Source organism: Paenibacillus xinjiangensis (assembly GCF_059686975.1).
Genome location: NZ_JCAALS010000058.1, coordinates 1 through 1,357 on the forward strand (window position 1 = coordinate 1; position 1,357 = coordinate 1,357).

Annotated in this window: 1 protein-coding gene; it reads right to left on the minus strand. The window is 48.1% G+C overall.

Annotation, left to right across the window (positions count from 1 at the left end; genetic code table 11):
• Window positions 1-63 precede the first annotated feature (63 nt).
• Entirely contained in the window at window positions 64-1,284 is a 1,221-nt protein-coding gene (locus AC6ESP_RS29400) for an IS256 family transposase (RefSeq protein WP_497100337.1), read from the minus strand.
• Between the last annotated feature and the right edge of the window lie 73 nt (window positions 1,285-1,357).

A 1,357-nucleotide genomic window follows, 5' to 3' on the forward strand; every position in this document is an offset into this window, starting at 1 on the left:
GGGTCTGTCAATAATTTTGTGTAAACTCATTTATAAGGATTCCCCCGAGGGGGAATTTTCCTTTTAGCGTAGGTGCTTACCAACCCGTTCCGGGAAGAAAACGGAGAGTTGAAGCAGCATTTGTCCCCAGTTCTGGACTCGCCCCGTCCATTTTCGGACGACATCCATGGTTGAGAGGTAGAGCATTTTGAGCAGCGCTTCATCCGAAGGGAAGATGCTTTTACCCTTTGTGACTTTACGGAGTTGGCGGTGGTAGCTCTCAATGATGTTGGTTGTGTAGATCAGCCTTCGAATCTCAGGCGGGTATTTGAAAAATGTCGCCAGCTCGTCCCAGTTATTGCGCCAGGAACGGACAATGAGGGGGTACTTCGTACCCCAGAGTTCCTCAAATCGATCAAGCTCTGCGAGTGCAGCGTCTTCTGTGCTCGCCTTGTAGATCGGCTTTAGATCAGCCGTCACTTTCTTCAAGTCTTTGTAAGAGACGTAGCGCGTTGAATTGCGAATTTGATGGATAATGCACTTCTGTATTTCGGTCAGCGGATAGCAGGCAGTAATGGCTTGTGAGAAGCCGGTCAGGTTGTCCACGCAAGTGATGAGGATGTCTTGTACACCGCGGTTCTTCAGCTCATTGAGCACGCTGAGCCAGAACTTTGCAGACTCGTTCTCGCCGATCCACATGCCCAGTACATCCTTGTTTCCATCCAGATCAATCCCAATGACCATGTACGCTGCTTTGTTCACAATGGCGCCATCTTGCTTCACCTTAAAGTGAATGGCATCGAGAAAGACAACCGCATATACGCCTTGCAGCGGTCGGTTCTGCCATTCTTTAATAAGCGGTACAATCTTGTTGGTCACGTTAGAAATGAGCGTTGGAGAGACGTCGATGCCATAAAGGTTGGCCAAATGATCCTGAATATCTCGTGTACTTACACCCTTGGCGTAAAGTGCTACAATTTGGTCTTCAATGCCCGTTACGTTGGATTGGTGTTTCTTGATAACGAGCGGTTCAAACTCGCCTTGACGGTCGCGTGGAACAGCGATTTCCTGCTCACCGTACTCGCTCATTACCGTCTTACGGCTTTTCCCATTCCGACTATTCGTTGTCGCTTTGCTTTTCACCTCGTGCTTCTCGTAGCCAAGATACGTATCCATCTCAGCTTCCAGCATCTCCTGGATCGTCTCTGCAAAAAGATCCTTCAGGGCGTTTTGCGCATCCTGAGCCGTCACCAGTTTATTCTCTTTGATAAACGAACGTAATTGCTCTTTGGTCCACAGTCCCATGTGCTCTCCCCAACCTTTCTACTACTTTCATTTTAGTAGGTTTTGGAGTTTACACAAACTATTTTACAGACTC

Excerpts from the sequence above, each read along its gene's own strand:
- AC6ESP_RS29400 (WP_497100337.1), bottom strand. The coding sequence starts at position 1,284 with ATGGGACTGTGGACCAAAGAGCAATTACGTTCGTTTATCAAAGAGAAT.